Below are 18935 nucleotides of genomic sequence, written 5' to 3' on the forward strand. Positions count from 1 at the left end.
CAATATTTAGAGTGAAAAACTTTCACCACATCCGCATGTTCTTTGTGCATTAGGATTGTTAAAAACAAAACCTTTACCATTAAGACCACCAGAATATTCCAATGTTGTACCAACCAAATAGAGAAAACTCTTTTTGTCTACAACTATTCTAACTGCATTATCTTCAAAGACCTTATCGCCTTCTAAAGTAGCTTCATCAAATTTTAGTTCATATGATAATCCACTGCAGCCACCACTTTTAACACCAACACGCACAAAGTCTTTGGTGGCATCAAAACCTTCTTCGGTCATTAAAGCCACTACTTTTCTGCGAGCTTGTTCAGAAACTTTAATCATGTATTATCAATCTATTAAAAAGTGCACAAATATACCGCATTAGTAGCATTTTACTATTATCCCTAACATTATTATAACGAATGAGCTAATAAGGTTTTTTTATGCTATTGATTCGCCTTTAATTTCAAGACAACCAGATCTTGTCCTCCCTTGTTTTCAACCATTGGAAAATCTGTACTTGAGGTTTCACCAACTAATAGTATGGAGCTGTCAGAAGTTTCTATTACATCATAGGCAAAATCTAGACCAGTACCGCCTATACTTTGTTGCCATAACAATTGACCATCTTGATTGATTTTGAACACCCAAAAATCATTTTCACCAAAATTTTGAGTGGCATCACCATCAAAGCTTTTTGAATTACCTGCAACCAAAAAACCTCCGTCTTTTGAAGGTTTAATACTATGAGCGGCATCAAAACCAGAACCCCCAAAACTTTTTTGCCATAATAGATTTCCAACACCATCTATTTTAACTACCCAAATATCAGAAACACCGTAGTTTGTAGTTACTTGAACATCTTCACTAAAGGTATTTCCAACAATTAAATAACCGCCATCAATTGTTTTTGAAATGTCTTGGGCTTGGTCTATGCCAGTTCCTCCAAAAGATTGTTCCCATTCCAACGCTCCATTTTTATCAATTTTTACTACCCAGAAATCGTAACTTCCTTTAGAGTTGGAGATATCAAAATCATCACTTTCTGTAAACCCAGCCATTACATAACCGCCATCATGGCCATGTACAGCTGCATAAGCTCTATCGTTATTAGTTCCTCCAAAATATTTGCGCCATTCTAATTCACCGGCAACATTTACTTTTGTACCCCAAAATTCACCAACCCCGTGGGCAGCTAAGCTAGACTTCTCAGTAGCTCCTTCGCCATTTGATGAGGTAACATCTAAAAACCCAGAGAAAAATAAACCCCCATCAATAGTTTCAAGCAAATCATAAGAGTGGTCATGGCCAGAAAATCCAAAACTCTTTTCCCATAAAATATTTCCTGAGCCATCAAGTTTTAAAATCCAGTTATCATGAAAACCTTCATTATTACTGGCATCGCCATCTGAACTTTGCGCATAGCCGGTTATAGCATAGCCCCCATCTGAAGTTTGTACAACCGCTTGCCCTTTATCATCACGGCTACCCCCATACGTCTTTTGCCATTGTAATTTTCCTGCGGCGTCAAATTTTAAAAGCCAATAGTCGTTAACCGCTAAATTTTTTGTGCTTAGGTCTTGGTCTATGCTATTGGTAAAACCGAAAACTGCAAAACCGCCATCACTAGTCGAAATTATAGATCTAGGCGTATCATCACCAGAACCTCCAATACCTTTAATGTATTCAATATTTGAAAAGCTAGCCGGAATTGAGTCAACGCCTTCTACGGTGTACGAATCATCGATACAAGACATGAAAAGAATAGCACAAATAAAATATAAGGCATTTTTCATCTTCTATTCTGATTTTGTAACAATAAACAAACCTGAATTGCTATCGCTAATCAAAATTTTACCACTTTCGAAATAGGGATACACACTCCAGACCCCATCAAAACGAGCAGAATCATTCTGTGGATAAGTATCAAAAAATCCTATTTCATTAAGATTTCCATTTTCAATATCTGTGATATCAATTAGGCGCATACCAGCGGTATAATTTGCCAAATAAAACTCATCACCTAAAACATAGCCGTTATGGTCGATTGCTGCTGTAGAACCCAAATAAACCGTGTGTAAAACCGGATTGTCTAAATCTTGCATATCAAAAACCAATGTTCTAGAATTAAACCCAAAGTTAACCTCATCTAGTTCGTCACCTAACAAGAAAAAACGTTGGTCTTCTGTAAACCAACCTTGATGTGTATAGGCCAATTGGGAATAATTTAAAGATGAAATAGCAACAGGATTATTCTTGTCTGTAAAATCAGCTACAGCAACAACATCTTCATTGGCGCCTATGAATATTTCTCTTCCCACATAGTCAGTATCTGGGCCGTTATAAGTTATCACTTGAGCATCATGAGAATACCCATCTACCCCATAGCCACCTGCGGGGGTAGGGTTTAATGGGTCTTGAATATTTACAAAATGAACGCCTCCATTGTAAGCATCTAATCTATCAGTGCCTACAGGATAGGCAAAGCCTTCGTCTTCATTAATTACAATATTATGAGCATTGGTAATATTAGAATAATAAGCATCTTGGGTAAATGTTTCTGGTGCATTAGCTACATTTCTAAGCTTTGTTAAATCAAAAACTTGCATGCCATGATTACTAGCCTCTGAAACTATAAAGGCATGGTTGCCATAGATTTTTACATCTCTCCATATACTATTAGTAGTTGCGGTAGATAGTTTTCCCAAATAAATAGGTTCATCAGCAGAGATATCTATAAATGCCGTACCATTATCTAAACCTACCAAAGCATATTCTACCCCTGTTTGTTCATCTTTCCAACCCCATACATCATTAGCCAATTCAGCATCCATTGTATTCAAGCTTACAAGAGCCAATAAATCAAAACCGTTACAAGGATACATAAGTGCCATACCATTCTCGCAAGGCGTTTTTGAACTTATTGCAATATCATCATCTGACATAGATTGATCATCATCTGTGATATTGGTTGGTGTAGAAGGAGATTCATTTTTATCACAAGAATACAAAAATACTAACCCTAAGAAAAGTAGGGTGGTAGCTGAAAATTTCATAGCAAAAACAGTTTAAAGTAAAGTTACAAATTAATTTTAGCCATTACCTTTGCAAAATGCTAGAGAACAAAGACAAACAACTTACGCCGTTAGAACAAATGGGTGAGTTTGGACTAATAAAACATCTTACCAAAGATTTTAAGCTAAACCAAGAAACCACTGAATTAGGTATTGGTGACGATGCAGCTGTTCTTGATTTTAAAACCAAGAAAACCGTTATTTCTACAGATTTACTGATTGAAGGTGTACATTTTGATTTAGCCTATATGCCGTTGAAACATCTTGGCTACAAGGCAGTAATAGTAAACCTATCTGACATTTATGCCATGAATGCCTTGGCAACACAAATTACAGTTTCTATTGCCATTTCAAACAGATTTCCTCTTGAAGCTTTAGAAGAATTTTATGCTGGTGTAGCTATGGCCTGCAAAATTTACAATGTAGACTTGGTAGGTGGAGATACCACCTCATCTACAAAAGGTATGCTAATTAGCGTTACAGCAATGGGTATTGTTGATGAAGACAAACTCACTTACCGCTCTGGCGCTAAACCTAATGATTTACTTGTAGTTTCTGGAGACTTAGGTGGTGCTTATTTTGGTTTACAAGTTTTGGAACGTGAAAAAGAAGTTTTTAAAGTAAACCCTAATAACCAGCCCGATTTAGAACCCTACTCTTATGTTGTAGAAAGACAATTAAAACCCGAAGCTCGTAAAGATATTGTAACCATTCTAGAAAAGTTAGAAGTTAAACCTACTGCTATGATTGATATAAGCGATGGATTATCTTCTGAAATTTTACATTTATGTAATTCTAGCAATTTGGGTTGTAATTTATTTGAAGAAAAAATACCCTTAGACCCAACAGTTATAAATGCTGCAGAAGAATTTTCTATAGATAGCACAATGGTAGCTTTAAGTGGAGGTGAAGATTACGAATTGTTATTTACAATTGCGCAAGCAGATTATGATAAAATAAAAGGCAATCCGAACCTTACAGTAATTGGTCATATGACAGATGCTGACCAAGGAGCACATCTAGTAACTCGAGGAAACGAGAAAATAGAATTGAAAGCAAGGGGTTGGAATTCTTTTAGTTAAGATTATGCAACACGCCTTTTAGGTTGTTTAATAGGAGCCAACCTACGATTACGCTTTACATACATTTCATGTAAGGTAGCATTTACTGTTTTGAGTTTTTCAGTCAAAATTGCAAGTTTACCCTCGGCACTGGTAGTGACCTCTTTGTGGCAATGTGCGCAACGATATTCTTTTACGTGACTAGTAACTTGTTTTGAAATAACATAACGGTGGCCGAATAACTGACAGAAAAATCCGGAAATTTTACCACCCTCGGGGGAAGTAGTTTTAGGCATAAGTTTTTAGTTCTTTGATTGTAAGATTCAATTGGGGCAGAATTTTACAATTGTTATTTGTTCATTTTTAACCAATTAGGCATTAGTATTATACGTAACGGTTTTAATCTAAGTATTATTTTATGTAATAAATTGGTATTTAGTTAAATTTTGCTTTGCTTAGAAAGCAAATTCAACAATTTCTTATACGTGGAAATATACAGCTTTGTATTTTTTTAACAAATTATTAGCAAGAAAATGTTCAAAAAAAATGTGCTTTTGATAGGGTTTGCCCTGTTCTCTCTATTTTTTGGGGCCGGCAATCTTATTTTACCCCCAATGCTTGGTTTTAAAGGTGGAGTAGATTGGTTTGTGTTATTATTGGGTTTTTTACTTTCTGCAGTTTTTATTCCTTTATTGGGTATACGAGCACATGCAAGATTACAAGGCACTTTATTTGATTTTGCTAAAAAGGTATCGCCCAATTTCAGCCTTATTTATGCTGTAATTATTTATGTGATTTCTGTTGCATTGCCTTCACCAAGAACAGCTTCTGTAACTCATGAAATGGCAATTGCTCCTTTTTTTACATCTTCAACTTGGCTAACCAGCAGTATCTTCTTTGTACTTGTTTTAATCTTTGTTCTCAATAGATCAAAAATTTTAGACCTCATCGGTAAATTTCTTACTCCGGCAATTTTCTTAATTCTTTTAGCAATAATTGGCATAGCTGTTTTCTCTTTTGAATTTACCTATCAACCTTCAACTTTAAATAATGCACTGGCCATGGGCATCTTAGAAGGCTATCAAACATTTGATGCTATTGGTGCCGTTGTTGTTGGTGGTGTAATTATTGTATCTATTAATCTAAAACACACCCATGAAACTTTTGAGGCAAAGAGAGAACTAATTGCCAAAGGCGGATTATGGGCTGCAATTGCACTTTTATTGGTATATGGTGGCCTAATTTACACAGGTGCTTTATTTCAAAAATCATTTGATACTGACATTACAAGAAGTAATCTTTTAAATGCTATTAGTCTTGAAACACTCGGAGATAAAGCCACTATTTTTTTAAGTATTCTAGTGAGTCTTGCTTGTTTTACAACAGCAGTAGGTATAATTACAGGCGCTTCTGATTTTTCAAAAAGTAGACTAAATAATTCAGAAAAAGCGTATACAATTACTGCAATCTTAAGCTGTATATTAGGTATTTTAATAGGACAGTTTAACGTTGGTTACATCATAGCAATTGCTGTACCTGCATTAATGCTAATATATCCTATTACCATTGTCTTAATTCTATTAAACAATTTACCAGAACGCTTGGCAACAAAGAGCGTATTTAAATGGGTTGTTTTGGTAACAGTTTTCTTTAGCTTACCTGATTTTTTAGGAAGTATTGGATTTGGTGAGGCTATTCAAGGTCTTGCAAAATGGATTCCTTTAAGTAAATATCAAATGGGGTGGGTACTGCCTGCTTTAGTAACCTTTTTAGGTTTAATACTTCTACAAGTACAAACAAAACACAAATAAATTCTAAGATTCTTTATTCTTCTTTTTAACGTAATAAATAGCATAAACAAAAGCTACCAACACTATTACGGGCAAATACGCACCAATGGTTACTCCAATTTCATAAGAACTATCGGGAGCATCTTTAATTTTTTGTTCAATATCAGCTTGCAACAATAGAAGTAATATGACTTTCATAATAGATTTTAGTTTTAGAATTAAGAATTGGAATTCATCAATTCTTCAATTTCATCTGCTTCAATGGGAATATTCTTCATTAAATTAAAGGGTTCTCCTGTTTCTTGGATGACCACATCATCTTCCAATCGAATACCAAAACCTTCATTTGGAATATAAATTCCAGGTTCTACTGTAAAAACCATATTTGCTTGCATTGGGGTTTTTAGTTCTCCATAATCATGGGTATCTAGACCTATATGATGACTAGTACCATGCATAAAATATTTTTTATAAGCTGGTTGGTCTGGGTTTTCATTTTTGACAACTTCTTGGTCTAATAATCCTAAACCTATGAGTTCTGAAGTCATAATCTTACCAACCTCTTTGTGATATTCTGCCCATATGGTACCGGGAACTAACATTTTTGTAGCTTCATTTTTTACACGAAGTACTGCATTGTATACTTCTTTTTGCCTCGCTGTAAATTTTCCGCTAACCGGAATGGTTCTAGTCATATCACTAGAATAGTTAGCATATTCGGCACCAACATCCATAAGAATTAAATCACCAGATTTACATTGTTGGTTATTTTCTACATAATGTAAAACATTGGCGTTATTACCAGAAGCAATAATTGGGGTATAGGCAAATCCTTTACTTCTATTTCTAATAAATTCATGAAGAAATTCAGCCTCTAACTCATACTCCCATACTCCAGGTTGTGTGAACTTCAGAATACGTCTAAATCCTTTTTCAGTAATATCACAAGCCATTTGAAGTAAGTCTAGCTCCTCTGGTTCTTTAACGCCTCTTATGTTTTGTAGAATGGGGTTAGACTTTGCCCAAGCATGCGCCTTAAATTGAGTTTTACACTTTTCAATAAAACGGTCTTCCCTAGTTTGAGTCTCAACGGCTTGTCTGTAATGTTCGTTGGTATTAAAATAAATAGTATCTGCTTCAGTCATTAAATCAAAAAAGACCTTTTCAAAATCAGATAACCAATACACTGTCTCAATACCAGATACCGCTGTTGCCTGCTCTTTTGTAAGTTTTGCTCCTTCCCATACGGCAATATGCTCATTGGTTTCTCTCACAAAAAGCACCTCTTTATGCTTGGGGTTCATTGCCTCTGGAAACAACACTAAAATAGTTTCTTCTTGGTCAGCCCCGCATAGATAAAAAATATCACTATGTTGTTCAAAAGGCATAGTACCATCAGCACTTGTGGGGTAAATATCATTGGAATTAAAAACCGCTATGCTTTTAGGCTTCATATGAGCCATAAATTTTTTACGGTTTTTTATAAAAAGTGAGTTCGGAATTTGATTGTACTTCATTAGTCTTTTTGAATTTCATCAAAAATACCAATTTGATAGCACAAAAAAGGAGCCCGAAGGCTCCTTAAGTCTCACTTTGGTTGCACGTTATTTAGACGTTGCTTTTTTCGGTGCAGTTTACAAACACCATTGTTTTACTAATTCAGACAGACAATTCAAATGTAAACTGGTGTAAATCAACCACCTTTTTTGATATATCGCAAAATATTGTGTAAATCTTTTCGTATTACTCAGCATTTGTGTCAAATGTCACAATTTGTTCGCAATTGAATTCTTCATACCTTGAAAAAAATTTAATTGCCAACACATGAAATACCTTTATTTTCTCTTATTATCTACAGCTATTACCTTAGGTCAACAACCTGCCACTTCATCAGAAAAAGTTACAAGTGCTTTAGAAAAAAAAGCAGTAATCGAGTCTACATCGCTTTTAAAAAATATACCATTTAAAAATATTGGTCCAAGTGTAATGAGTGGTCGAGTTGTAGATTTAGAAGTAAATCCAAATGACCCAACAGAGTTTTATGTAGCATACGCATCTGGAGGTTTATGGCACACAACCGATAACGGAATTTCATTTATACCAATATTAGATAAGGCACCAACACAAAACATAGGAGATATTGCGGTGCATTGGCAAACGCGCACTATCTGGGTTGGTACTGGAGAAAATAATTCATCGCGTTCCAGTTATGCCGGAATTGGTCTATTAAAATCTACAGACCAAGGTAAGACATGGGAAAATATGGGCCTAACAGACTCACACCATATTGGAAGAATACTAATTAACCCATCTAACCCAGATGATGTAGTAGTTGGAGTTACAGGACATTTATATTCAAAGAATACAGAAAGAGGTATTTACAAAACTATTGACGGAGGTAAAACTTGGAATAAAACCTTATTCATAGATGATATTACCGGTATTATTGATGTTACCCATGCTCCAAATAACTATTATACCCAATACGCTGCAGCTTGGCAGAAAGATAGAAAAGCATGGAATTTTGATGGTAGCGGTAAGGGCTCCGGAATTTATAAAAGTATTGATGGTGGCGTTAATTGGACATTGATTTCAACTCCAGAAAGTGGATTCCCGGTAGGGCAAGGAGTTGGTAGAATAGGATTAGCCGCTTTTGATGAGCAAACCATTTATGCTGTTTTAGACAATCAATTTAGGAGAAATGAAGCAGCTAAAGAGAACACCAATTCAACTGAATTAGACAAGGATGATTTTAAAAACATGCAGGTTTCTACCTTTTTAAAATTAGATGACAAAAAACTAAACACTTATTTAAAAACCAACGGCTTTCAAGAGAAATATCGCGCACAAAACGTAAAAAATTTAGTAAGAGATGGGGTTGTTAAACCTATTGATTTATCAAATTACCTGGAAGATGCCAATTCTCTTTTATTTGACACTCCAGTAATTGGCGCTGAAGTGTATAAAACTAATGATGGTGGTAAAACCTGGACAAAAACTAATACAGATTATATAGATGATTTGTTTTACAGTTATGGTTACTACTTTGCTCAAATACGAGTAGACCCAAGCAATAAAGAAAAAATTTATTTAGCAGGCGTACCGCTAATTATGTCAAAAGATGGGGGTAAAACTTTTGAAGCTATTGACAAAGAAAATGTACATTCTGACCACCACGCATTATGGGTAAACCCAAACAAAACAGGCCACTTAATTAATGGTAATGATGGCGGAGTAAATATTACCTATAACGATGGTAAAGTTTGGATGAAAAACAACTCGCCTTCAGTGGGCCAATTCTATGCAATCAATGTAGATAATGAAGAACCTTACAATGTTTATGGTGGATTGCAAGACAATGGTGTTTGGAAAGGTCCAAATAATGCTGAAGAAAATAACAATTGGCAATCTACTGGGAAAAATCCTTGGGAAAGATTAATGGGCGGTGATGGTATGCAAGTACAAGTAGACAATAGAAATTCAAACATTGTGTATACGGGGTTCCAATTTGGAAATTATTTTAGAATTAATCTTAAGGGCAAAATGACTCGCATTATGCCAAAGCATGAACTTGGTGAACGACCATTGAGATTTAATTGGCAAACGCCCATTTTGCTATCATCTCATAACCAAGATATCTTGTATCTGGGAAGTAATAAACTGCATCGTTCAATGAACCAAGGAGATGATTGGAAAGCCATTTCTAAAGACTTAACTAAAGGTGGCAAAAAGGGAAATGTTGCATTTGGTACCCTTACTACAATTAGTGAATCTCCTTTTGAATTTGGTCTATTGTATGTGGGTTCAGATGATGGTCTAGTTCAAATCTCAAAAAATGGCGGAGCAAGCTGGGAGAATATTACTAACGGTTTACCAAGTAATTTGTGGGTTTCAGAAGTAAAAGCATCTGCTCATAAGAAAGAACGCGTTTACGTAACCCTTAACGGATATCGTTGGGATGATTTTACAACTTATATTTTTAAAAGTGATGACTTTGGAAAAACATGGAAAAGCATAGTTGATGGTATACCTATTTCTCCAGTAAATGCACTAGTAGAAGACCCTACGAATGAAAACCTATTGTTTGTTGGAACTGATAACGGTTTATATGGTTCGCTAGACCAAGGTAAAACTTGGCATAATATGCAAAATGGCATACCTAATGTGGCTATTCATGATTTAGTGATACAACCAAAAGCCAATGATTTAGTTGTGGGCACCCATGGAAGAAGTATCTACAAGACTAACATTAGGTTTTTACAAACACTAACGAATGCGAACCTTGCAACTAATCTTGTTCTTGGGAAATTAGATAACCTAAAACATTCTAGAAGATGGGGTAACAGTTGGAGTTCTTGGGGAACGCCAAATACCCCAGGATTAGAAATACCTATTTACAGTAAAGCAGCTAAAAAATATAATGTAACAGTGAAAACTGCAGATAATATTGTAGTTAGTACCACCCAAATAAATGCCGATAAAGGCTTTAATATGTTGTCTTATGATGTTGCTTTTACTAAAGAAGGCAAAGACAACTTTCTAAAAAAGAACAAAATGAAACTAAAAGAAGCCGATAATGGCAAAACCTACCTTCCTAAAGGAAAATATACTGTTTTAGTAGCAGGAAATGGGGTTTCAGAAACTGTTGAATTTGAAATAGAGTAATGCAATTAACCTTAAGCATACCTGCTCTACTATTTCCGGCAATTTCTTTAACTATGTTGGCCTACAATGCTCGGTATTTGGCTATTGCCAATTTGATTCGTCAACTAAATGCCGAGTTTAATAAAACACAAGCCACTCCCTTAAAAATGCAAATAGAATCGCTTAGAAAAAGACTCAATATTATTAAAAACATGCAAGGCACTGCAATTGTGAGTTTTTTATTAGCTGCGGTAACCATGTTTTTAATTTATGTAGAGTTAAATGTCTGGGCCAATATAATATTTGGAATAAGTTTGGTGTTTTTAATGTTATCACTTTTGTTGTCTTTAATTGAAGTTCAACTGTCAACAAAGGCATTAAATATTCAACTAAAAAACATGGAAAAATGAAATTGGTTAAACAGCAAGAACTACCAGAATTGGGAGTAAGCCACAATCCAGAAATTAAAAAGAAAACAATGATTTCTTCTGGAGAAATACCACAGCTTATGATGTTTGGTTCTGCAGTTTTTAAACCCGGTGAAGAGGTGAATCTTCATAAACATGACACAATGGTTGAGGTTTTTTATATCCAAAAAGGAAAGGCCGAATTTACTGTAGAAAATGAGGTACTGTTATTAGAGCCTGGTCATTGCATCACTATAGAAGCTGGAGAGCTGCACAAGCAATCTAATCCATTCAAAGAAAATGTAGAATGGCTATATTTTGGTATTGCTATTTAAGATTTTAAAGTAGGTTTTTTCTTACGTTTATTTAATAAAATTTTATTTAATTTTTTCTAACTTTGATAAGCAACCAACTTTATCTTAATTGATTATGAAAAGGGTCAAGGATATTCCCTATTTTAAAAATATTCGAGAAATCCGAGAGTATTCTTTCGGAAAATTCTACTTTTTCGATGGTCTAGTTATTTCAGAAATAAACCAGGGTATAACCTTCAATTGGAAAATGGCTGAAAGGGCCATAAAAGCAGCCAAAGAAATATTTGGTGATGAAATGCCTGTTGCCTACATATCTAATCGTGTTAATGAGTATTATGTGGTACCTACAGATTGGTCAAAATTTTTTGCTAATCGCCATCGTCTATTATTGTATTCTGTTGTAGGTGAAACCAAAGGCAGTTTTGCCAGTCTAATGTTAGAAAAAATCTTTTTTGGCAGTAGTATAAATAAATTTCATGATATTGAAGATGCCATCTCTTGGAATCTTAAACAATTGAAATCTAAACGCGCCAAAGATTTTATAAATCAAAATGGATTAAGTCCCCACATGAAATAAAGCATCGCCTTGATTAACAACTGCTTGGTTGTTAATGCAAAAAATATAACCATTTATTGGCGACTTAATTTCTTTACTTTTTTTAGCAACCGTATCAGCAACCACTCCAAGTAATGTTCCTTTTTTTATAGCAGAACCATTTTCAATTTTAGGAATAAACATACCCGCTCTAGGTGCCCTTAGCCACCTGGTGGAAGAAAGCTGTTTAGTATATATTTTTTTAGTTGACGATAACTCAATCATATTAAAGTGAGTAAGCACGTTTCTAATACCTATACAACCAAGCATTATAGAATTTTCATCAAAACGCATACTCTCTCCAGCTTCATAAACAATCATTGACTTGCCTTTACTGAATGAAACTTTTCTGAATGAACCAGAAATTAGTTTAGATGCAAAGCTAAACGGTGCATTAAAAATCATTGCTAATTCTTTACTAAAGGCATCATCTTTGGTGTATCTTACTTGTGGGTAATTGCTTCGTTGACCCCCACCGGTATGTAGATCAATTCCAAAATCTACTTGGGGTAAAATCTCCTGCGTATAATGATAGGCTATTCTACTAGCTAGCGAGCCATTTTTACTACCTGAAAAACTTCTATTAACATCTTTACCATCGGGCACATCTCTTGAAAAATGTATAAAACCAAAAATATTGAGCACCGGAACAACAATTACAGCACCGCGTTTAATATTAAATTCTTCAGCCTCCAACATTCTGCGTAAGGTTTCAACACCATTAATTTCATCGCCATGTAAGCCTGCCTGTAATAATATAGTTGGACCTGGTTTACTAGAATTAAAAACATGTACAGGTATATCAATTAGTGTACCCGTAGGTAATCTTGAAATAGGTATACGTAGTTGCTTTGCTTCGCCGGGTTTTACTATTTCATTATTAATTTCAATGAATTTATTTTCGTTTTCTAAGTGCATTTTTCTCTACAAATTCTATAATATGTTTAGCAACATTGACATTGGTAGCAGCTTCTATTCCTTTTAAGCCAGGTGAGGCATTTACTTCAATAAGAACGGGTCCATTTTTGGCTCGCATAATATCAACACCAGCGACACCCAAGCCTAAATAACGGGAGGCATCAATAGCAATTTGTTCTTCTTTTGGGGTTATTTGAACTGCTTCAGTTAATCCACCCCTATGAACATTTGACCTAAAATCGTCTAATTGGCTTTTACGTTTCATACTGGCAATTACCTTACCACCAACCACAACAATTCTCAAATCCTCTCCATTAGCCTCTTCAATATAACGTTGCATTAGAATACTAGTGTCCATTTGATAAAACGTATCTATAATTGATTTAGCTGACTTTTTACTTTCAGCGAGTATAACTCCCCTACCTTGAGTTCCTTCTTGTAATTTTATTATAACGGGTGCACCACCTAAAAGTCTAATCTGATCTTCAATGTTATACGGATTAATTGAGAACAGGGTTTCTGGAATTGGTATACCCTTTTTTGCCATTATTTGAAGTGTTGTGGCCTTGTTTCTTGCTCTTGTAATACCAAGCGCTCTAGCGCTGCTGTAGACACCATTCATTTCAAATTGCTTCACTATAGCAGCACCATGTTTAGTTACCTTGTTACCAATACGTGGAATTACCGCATCAAATTCATTGGTGATATCTTCTTCACCTAAAAAAATTTTAGGATTACCATCACCAAGTTTAACAGAGCACTTTGTATGATCAATCAACTCTACAAAATGTCCTAAATTTTCAGCTTCTTTAGCAATTCTTCTTGTAGAATGAACACCTAAACTAACCGACAGCAAAGCAATATCCATTGAAATAAATTAAGATAGATTTTTCTAATATCGGGCAAAATAATGGTTATAAAAATCTTTAACTTTTTAATAACCCTTTTTGTTCAACATTTTAAACGATTTAATAAGGTTTTAAAAACATTATTGAAACAATTCTTGAATCTTCCTTAAAACCTTTCTAAATAGTAGCAATTGAGTTGTTAATGATTTAGCTGTGCCGTAAATTTGTAATAAAACCAACTACTAATGAGTGGATTGATTAAATCATCGCTGGCCAGAAAAGTAGTAATGGCGTTGTCTGGACTATTTCTGGTCGTTTTTCTTACACAACATTTTGTTATCAACTTTACTTCTGTAATTGCACCAGAAACCTTTAATGAGTGGTCACACTTTATGGGTTACAACCCGCTGGTTCAGTTTGTATTACAACCTATCTTAATTGGTGGGGTAGTAATACATTTTATTATGGGTTTTGTTTTAGAAATTCAGAATAAAAAAGCAAGAGGTATTGGTTATGCAAAATATAATGGAGGTGCAAATGCACCATGGACTTCTAGAAACATGATTATAACTGGTGCAGTTGTACTAGCATTTTTAGGATTACACTTTTATGATTTCTGGGTTCATGAAATGGATTACAAATACGTATCTGGTTTAGCAGAAGACCCAACGCGCTATCATGAAGAAACTGTAGAAAAGTTCGCGCCATTCTGGAGAACAGTTATTTACGTAATTTCATTTGTGCTACTTAGTATGCACTTATGGCACGGATTTAACTCTTCGTTCCAAACTATGGGTGTAAACAACAAGTATTCACCTGCTATTAAAACGATTACTAAACTATTTTCGGTGATAATACCATTAGGCTTCATCTTTATTGCCTTATATCATCACCTTAACCCAATAACACACTAAAGATGGGAGTATTGGAATCAAAAGTACCTAGCGGTCCATTGGCCGAAAAATGGGACAAGCATAAAAACGAAATTAACCTAGTAAATCCGGCTAACAAACGTAACATTGATGTTATCATAGTTGGGACTGGACTTGCTGGTGGTGCCGCCGCTGCTACGCTAGCAGAATTAGGTTACAACGTTAAAACATTTTGCTATCAAGACTCACCTAGACGAGCACACTCTATTGCTGCTCAAGGTGGTATTAATGCTGCAAAAAATTATCAAGGAGATGGCGATAGTGCTTACCGTCTTTTTTACGACACCATAAAAGGTGGAGACTATAGGTCAAGAGAAGCTAACGTATATAGATTAGCACAAGAATCTGTCAACATTATTGACCAATGCGTTGCGCAAGGTGTACCCTTTGCTCGTGAATATGGTGGTTTGCTAGACAACCGTTCTTTTGGTGGAGTTTTAGTTTCTAGAACATTCTATGCAAAAGGGCAAACTGGTCAACAATTATTACTTGGCGCCTACTCAGCCATGAACCGTCAAATTAATCGCGGTAAAATAAAGGCTTACAATCGCCATGAAATGCTAGATTTAGTGCTCGTAGACGGTAAAGCCCGAGGAATAATTGCTAGAGATTTGGTAAGTGGTGAAATTCAAAGACATTCTGCACATGCCGTGGTTTTAGCAACCGGAGGTTATGGTAATGTGTTTTTTCTTTCCACCAATGCTATGGGTAGTAATGTAATGGCTTCTTGGAGAGCGCACAGAAGAGGAGCTTTCTTTGCCAATCCGTGTTTCACACAAATTCACCCAACGTGTATTCCTGTTTCTGGCGAACATCAATCAAAATTAACGTTGATGTCCGAGTCTTTACGAAATGATGGTCGGATCTGGGTTCCAAAGAAAAAAGAAGACGCTGTAGCTATTAGAGAAGGCAGATTAAAACCTACTGAGCTAGCTGAAGAGGATAGAGATTATTACTTGGAAAGAAGATATCCAGCCTTTGGTAACTTAGTACCAAGAGATGTTGCTTCTAGAGCAGCTAAAGAACGTTGTGATGCTGGTTTTGGTGTAAACAAAACTGGTGAAGCTGTTTACTTAGACTTCTCTGCGGCAATTATGCGTTACGGTAAAGAGAAAGCCTTGACTTCTGGAATAAAAAATCCTGATGAGGCCACCATTAAAAAACTTGGTGAAGAAATCATTGAAGCAAAATATGGTAACCTTTTTCAGATGTATGAAAAAATTGTAGACCAAAATCCATATAAAACCCCAATGATGATTTATCCAGCAGTACACTATACTATGGGTGGATTATGGGTAGATTACAATTTACAGACAACAATACCTGGATGTTATTCTGCTGGAGAGGCTAATTTTAGTGATCATGGAGCAAATAGATTAGGAGCTTCAGCTTTAATGCAAGGTTTAGCTGATGGTTACTTTGTTTTACCATACACTATAGGGGATTATCTTTCAGATGATATTAGAACAGGACCAATTTCTACTGAATCTTCTGAATTTGAACAGGCAGAAAAAGATGTTCAAGAAAGAATATCAAAGCTTATGTCAGGATCCGGACAAAATTCTGTTGATTATTACCACAAAAAATTAGGAAAAATTATGTGGAATAAATGCGGAATGGCTAGAAATGAACAAGGGTTAAAAGAAGCTATCAACGAGATTTCAGAATTACGTAAAGACTTCTGGGAAAATGTAAAAGTGCCTGGTTCTTCTGAAGGAAAAAATCAAGAACTTGAAAAGGCAGGTAGAGTTGCAGATTTCTTAGAATTAGGAGAATTATTTGCAAAAGATGCTCTTACTAGAAACGAATCTTGCGGTGGACACTTTAGAGAAGAGTATCAAACTCCTGAAGGTGAAGCGTTACGTGACGATGAAAATTTCAAATTTGTTTCTGCATGGGAGTATAAAGGTGAACCTAAAGACGCTGTTTTACATAAAGAAGATTTGGTTTACGAAAACATTGAATTGAAAACAAGATCTTATAAATAATTGCTATGAAATTATTTTTAAAAATATGGAGACAAGCTAATGCAAACTCCAAAGGAAAGTTTACTGAATATACCTTAGATGGTATTGAAGGAGATATGTCTTTTCTTGAAATGCTAGATATCTTAAATGAAGATTTAATTGCAAAAAGTGAAGAGCCAGTTGAATTTGATCACGACTGTAGAGAAGGTATCTGCGGAATGTGCTCTTTGCAAATTAATGGCGAACCTCATGGACCGGATAGAGGTGTAACTACTTGTCAGTTACACATGAGAAGATTTAGTGATGGTGATACTATCGTAATTGAACCATTTAGAGCAAAAGCATTTCCTGTAATTAAAGATTTAATTGTAGATAGAAGTGCTTTTGATAGGATTCAACAAGCAGGAGGTTATGTATCTGTGAACACTTCAGGTAATACAATCGACGCTAATGCAATTCCTATTGAAAAAGAAAATGCTGACAATGCATTTAATGCAGCAGCGTGTATAGGTTGTGGAGCATGTGTAGCGGCTTGTAAAAATGCCAGTGCTATGTTATTTACCTCAGCCAAAGTATCACAATACGCTTTATTACCGCAAGGACAAGTTGAGGCAACAGATCGTGTAATGAGTATGGTAAAACAAATGGACCTTGAAGGATTTGGCAACTGTACAAATACAGGGGCTTGTGAAGTAGAATGCCCTAAAGGCATCTCACTCGAGAATATTGCTCGAATGAATCGAGAGTATTATGCCGCAAGCATTAAAGGATAATTTTTTAAAACCCTAATCAAATTGATTAGGGTTTTTTATTTTTATTCTATGTACAGCAAACTTCCCCTTTTTTTACTTCTGTTTATTTTCGTGAAATTTAGTTCTGCGCAATTAGACTCTAATTCCGTTTTAGGAATTCCAACTGCTACATTAGCACAAATAAATAGTGTTACTGGTGCGCAAGAAGGAGCAATTGCTTATGCCTCTGACACTGATAAAGTATATAAATTCAATGGTACCTCCTGGGAAGAATTAGCTAATAACAACAATGCTTCTGTTTATTTAGGAGTATTAGTTCTAAACGCTACAGGTAATCAAACCATTACTGGCTTACCATTTCAACCTACTCAAATTAGCTTTGTTGCTCATGCCAATGTAGAAACTTTGAATCTTAACTCTGATAATGGTACCAGAAATAATGAGACCGGTCTGCCAAATTCCTTTGGAACCTCTACTGGTTTTGCCAGAAACGATGGTGGAACTATTATACAACAAAGTATTTATGTGGGTGGCTCGGGTAATTCTATTAATGACATTTCTAGATATGCTTCTAGCGCCCATTGTGTAGGAATAAGATACGGTAATCAAAACGGTGATAACTTAGGTATTACTTCTGCTAGTCTATTATCTTTTAATGTTGATGGATTTACACTGAACGTTGACAGTCTTGCAGATAATGTTGTAGTGCTTTTTAAAGCTTTTGATTAACCCTATACTACACATAATCATAAATCTAATCTCATTAACCAATCAGTTTGTTTATCTGTACCTATCCAATACGGATGTGTTCCTATCTTATAAAAGCCTTTATTTTCGTAAAAATTAATTGCCCTTAAATTAACCTCCCATACACCAAGCCATAAATAGCCTTTTTTAAGGTTTTTAGCGATGTTTTTTACCTCTTCAAGTAAAAGACTACCAAATCCTCTATTTTGAAATTCTGATAGTACATAAATTCGTTCCAACTCAATTCCTTTGTCCTCTTTAAACTCATTTTGATTATCCAAAATATTAAGTTTAAAATAACCAACAATCTCATTTTTACTTAAAGCGAAGTAAAACATTGAATTAAGAGAGCTCAATTCTTTAAGCAACTGTTCTATACTAAAAGCTTGATTTATATAAACCCTAAAGTCTTCAGGATTATTTTGCGCTTTAAAAGCGCTTTTAAATGTACCTACACTGATATTTTTTAGTGTGTGAATATCTGCTAGTGAACATTTTCTAAACGCCAATTCCATCTTACAAATGTATTGAACAAAAAAAGGGATAAAACAGAAACGTTTTACCCCTTTTTTAGTTTTGTTTATAACTAAATCATAAACAGCTTTTTAAATAAATAAAAAAAGAGCTTAAAACTATTGAAGCCGCTCTTTCTATTTATTTCAACATAAGTAGGATTTGGGTAGATTTGGAATTTCATAGCTTCAAGCAATTTGGATGTTTCTAATTCACTATCTAAAACTACTTTTAAACTAAGATTCTTCCAATTATATGTTGTCTAAGAATAACTCAATGTTGTCAAAAAAGTTAAATGCATTTTATCGATATAAAATAACCGTTTATCGACAATATTTAAGGTCTAGAACTAAAAAAAGCTGGAAAATCCAGCTTTATT

The 18935-nt window shown here is 34.9% G+C and carries 19 protein-coding genes; 10 read left to right on the plus strand and 9 right to left on the minus strand.

Annotated elements, in window-relative coordinates; translation table 11 throughout:
• Positions 1 to 6: 6 nt before the first annotated feature.
• From H5V42_RS07905 to H5V42_RS07915, 3 genes are all read right to left on the minus strand, one after another.
• Positions 7 to 336: a HesB/IscA family protein gene (locus H5V42_RS07905; RefSeq protein ID WP_185782597.1), complete on the minus strand. Its 330-nt coding sequence runs from the start codon at positions 334 to 336 to the stop codon at positions 7 to 9.
• Positions 337 to 440: 104 nt separating this feature from the next.
• Positions 441 to 1790 (minus strand): hypothetical protein, encoded by a 1350-nt coding sequence (locus H5V42_RS07910; protein ID WP_185782598.1) that lies wholly within the window; start codon positions 1788 to 1790, stop codon positions 441 to 443.
• Between the two features lie 3 nt (positions 1791 to 1793).
• Positions 1794 to 3050 carry a choice-of-anchor B family protein gene (locus H5V42_RS07915; protein ID WP_185782599.1) on the minus strand — a complete coding sequence of 419 codons (1257 nt, stop codon included), beginning with the start codon at positions 3048 to 3050 and terminating at the stop codon, positions 1794 to 1796.
• Between the two features lie 56 nt (positions 3051 to 3106).
• Between H5V42_RS07915 and thiL the strand changes: the two genes are divergently transcribed.
• Entirely contained in the window at positions 3107 to 4150 is a 1044-nt protein-coding gene (gene thiL, locus H5V42_RS07920) for a thiamine-phosphate kinase (RefSeq protein ID WP_185782600.1), read from the plus strand.
• A 2-nt stretch (positions 4151 to 4152) separates the two neighbouring features.
• Here thiL and H5V42_RS07925 read toward each other — a convergent pair whose 3' ends face one another.
• The gene (locus H5V42_RS07925; RefSeq protein WP_185782601.1) at positions 4153 to 4425 is read right to left on the minus strand and encodes a hypothetical protein; all 273 of its coding nucleotides are present in this window, start codon (positions 4423 to 4425) and stop codon (positions 4153 to 4155) included.
• 237 nt (positions 4426 to 4662) lie between these two features.
• Here H5V42_RS07925 and brnQ point away from each other — a divergent pair, with 237 nt between their 5' ends.
• Positions 4663 to 5940, plus strand: coding sequence for a branched-chain amino acid transport system II carrier protein (gene brnQ, locus H5V42_RS07930; RefSeq protein ID WP_185782602.1), 1278 nt, complete (start codon positions 4663 to 4665; stop codon positions 5938 to 5940).
• Positions 5941 to 5943: 3 nt separating this feature from the next.
• On the opposite strand, the gene H5V42_RS07935 is transcribed toward brnQ, so the two are convergent.
• Together H5V42_RS07935 and H5V42_RS07940 are read right to left on the minus strand one after the other, a co-directional pair.
• Complete coding sequence (locus H5V42_RS07935) at positions 5944 to 6117, minus strand: hypothetical protein (protein ID WP_185782603.1); 174 nt, start codon at positions 6115 to 6117, stop codon at positions 5944 to 5946.
• A gap of 20 nt (positions 6118 to 6137) precedes the next feature.
• The gene (locus H5V42_RS07940; protein ID WP_185782604.1) at positions 6138 to 7436 is read right to left on the minus strand and encodes an aminopeptidase P N-terminal domain-containing protein; all 1299 of its coding nucleotides are present in this window, start codon (positions 7434 to 7436) and stop codon (positions 6138 to 6140) included.
• Positions 7437 to 7743: 307 nt separating this feature from the next.
• On the opposite strand from H5V42_RS07940, the gene H5V42_RS07945 reads away from it, so the two are divergent.
• From H5V42_RS07945 to H5V42_RS07960, 4 genes are all read left to right on the plus strand, one after another.
• Positions 7744 to 10584, plus strand: coding sequence for a WD40/YVTN/BNR-like repeat-containing protein (locus tag H5V42_RS07945; RefSeq protein WP_185782605.1), 2841 nt, complete (start codon positions 7744 to 7746; stop codon positions 10582 to 10584).
• Entirely contained in the window at positions 10584 to 10973 is a 390-nt protein-coding gene (locus tag H5V42_RS07950) for a DUF2721 domain-containing protein (RefSeq protein WP_185782606.1), read from the plus strand. Before H5V42_RS07945 ends, H5V42_RS07950 begins: the two co-directional genes overlap by 1 nt.
• Positions 10970 to 11305 (plus strand): cupin domain-containing protein, encoded by a 336-nt coding sequence (locus H5V42_RS07955; RefSeq protein ID WP_185782607.1) that lies wholly within the window; start codon positions 10970 to 10972, stop codon positions 11303 to 11305. Before H5V42_RS07950 ends, H5V42_RS07955 begins: the two co-directional genes overlap by 4 nt.
• A gap of 94 nt (positions 11306 to 11399) precedes the next feature.
• Positions 11400 to 11861 carry a hypothetical protein gene (locus H5V42_RS07960; RefSeq protein WP_185782608.1) on the plus strand — a complete coding sequence of 154 codons (462 nt, stop codon included), beginning with the start codon at positions 11400 to 11402 and terminating at the stop codon, positions 11859 to 11861.
• On the opposite strand, the gene H5V42_RS07965 is transcribed toward H5V42_RS07960, so the two are convergent.
• Positions 11841 to 12797: a succinylglutamate desuccinylase/aspartoacylase family protein gene (locus tag H5V42_RS07965; RefSeq protein WP_185782609.1), complete on the minus strand. Its 957-nt coding sequence runs from the start codon at positions 12795 to 12797 to the stop codon at positions 11841 to 11843. The two genes, H5V42_RS07960 and H5V42_RS07965, sit on opposite strands and share 21 nt — an antisense overlap.
• A complete protein-coding gene (locus H5V42_RS07970; RefSeq protein WP_185782610.1) occupies positions 12775 to 13665 on the minus strand; it encodes a RimK family alpha-L-glutamate ligase in 891 nt (296 codons plus the stop codon). Before H5V42_RS07970 ends, H5V42_RS07965 begins: the two co-directional genes overlap by 23 nt.
• 225 nt (positions 13666 to 13890) lie before the next feature.
• Here H5V42_RS07970 and H5V42_RS07975 point away from each other — a divergent pair, with 225 nt between their 5' ends.
• The 4 genes from H5V42_RS07975 to H5V42_RS07990 all read left to right on the plus strand — a co-directional run bounded on the left by H5V42_RS07975 (position 13891) and on the right by H5V42_RS07990 (position 18025).
• Positions 13891 to 14559, plus strand: a complete 669-nt coding sequence (locus H5V42_RS07975) for a succinate dehydrogenase cytochrome b subunit (RefSeq protein ID WP_185782611.1) — start codon at positions 13891 to 13893, stop codon at positions 14557 to 14559.
• A gap of 2 nt (positions 14560 to 14561) precedes the next feature.
• On the plus strand, positions 14562 to 16565 hold the full coding sequence (locus H5V42_RS07980) for a fumarate reductase/succinate dehydrogenase flavoprotein subunit (protein WP_185782612.1): 2004 nt from the start codon (positions 14562 to 14564) through the stop codon (positions 16563 to 16565).
• 5 nt (positions 16566 to 16570) lie between these two features.
• Entirely contained in the window at positions 16571 to 17317 is a 747-nt protein-coding gene (locus H5V42_RS07985) for a succinate dehydrogenase/fumarate reductase iron-sulfur subunit (RefSeq protein ID WP_185782613.1), read from the plus strand.
• A 90-nt stretch (positions 17318 to 17407) separates the two neighbouring features.
• The gene (locus H5V42_RS07990) at positions 17408 to 18025 is read left to right on the plus strand and encodes a hypothetical protein (RefSeq protein WP_185782614.1); all 618 of its coding nucleotides are present in this window, start codon (positions 17408 to 17410) and stop codon (positions 18023 to 18025) included.
• Between the two features lie 17 nt (positions 18026 to 18042).
• Here H5V42_RS07990 and H5V42_RS07995 read toward each other — a convergent pair whose 3' ends face one another.
• On the minus strand, positions 18043 to 18558 hold the full coding sequence (locus tag H5V42_RS07995; RefSeq protein WP_185782615.1) for a GNAT family N-acetyltransferase: 516 nt from the start codon (positions 18556 to 18558) through the stop codon (positions 18043 to 18045).
• Positions 18559 to 18935 lie beyond the last annotated feature (377 nt).

Source organism: Croceivirga lutea, from assembly GCF_014235875.1.
Lineage (GTDB): Bacteria > Bacteroidota > Bacteroidia > Flavobacteriales > Flavobacteriaceae > Croceivirga > Croceivirga lutea.